An 897-nucleotide genomic window follows, 5' to 3' on the forward strand; every position below is an offset into this window, starting at 1 on the left:
TTCCAGCCGTGGATCTTACGCGGTCGGTCATTGATCTCGGAAGCCACCATCGCGAGGTATTTCGGGTCGGAGGTGATGGGGACGCCCTTGGGGAAGTACTCGCGCAGGATCCGGTTGGCGTTCTCGTTGCTGCCACGTTGCCAGGGTGAGTGCGGGCGGGCGAAGTAGACCGGCAGTCCGGCGGCGGTGATCCGGGCGTGTCCGGCCATCTCCGACCCGCAGTCCCAGGTCAGCGACCTGGCCAGCTGCGGTGGGAGGTCCCCGGCGGCGGCGATGATCGCGTCGCCGACGGTCAGCGAGTCCCGGCCGGTCAGCGGGACCAGGACCACGAACCGGGAGGTGCGTTCGACCAGCGTCGCCACGGCGCTCTTACCCGCCTTGCCGATGACCAGATCGCCTTCCCAGTGCCCGGGGACCTGCCGGCCCTCGACCTCGGCGGGGCGTTCGTCGAGGTAGCGGGGCTCGCGGATCCGTGGCGCTGGTGCCGGACGGGCACCGCCACGACGCGCCGTGCGGCCGGTACGCAGACCGATCAACTCCCGCGCCAGAGTGGACACCGGCTGGGCGTACACCCACTGGTAGATCGCCTCGTGAGACACCCGGTAAGCCTGATCGTCGGGATAGTCGAACGCCAACCGACCCGCGATCGACGCCGGCGACCAACCCAGCCGCAGCCGCTCGCGTACCACCTCCCGCAGGCCCGGCGACCGCTCCACCGCCCACGTCTTCGGTCGCCGCCGCGCCACCGCCGCACCGGTGTCAGCGGTCGAGGCCCGGTACCCGACCCGGCCACCGTGCCGGGCGACCTCCCGCGACACCACCGACGGGTCACGGCCGATCAGGACCGCGATCTGCTTGAACTCCAAGCCTTCGGCCAGGCCACGGGATATCTCTTCC

1 protein-coding gene is annotated in these 897 nt (G+C 70.7%); it reads right to left on the reverse strand.

What is annotated here, in order from left to right; all coding sequences use genetic code 11:
* Positions 1 to 897: IS30 family transposase (locus ACFOYX_RS36250; RefSeq protein WP_377534831.1), on the reverse strand; the 897-nt coding region annotated here is incomplete at both ends.

This window comes from Micromonospora sp. GCM10011541 (genome assembly GCF_042650725.1).
GTDB lineage: Bacteria > Actinomycetota > Actinomycetes > Mycobacteriales > Micromonosporaceae > Micromonospora > Micromonospora sicca.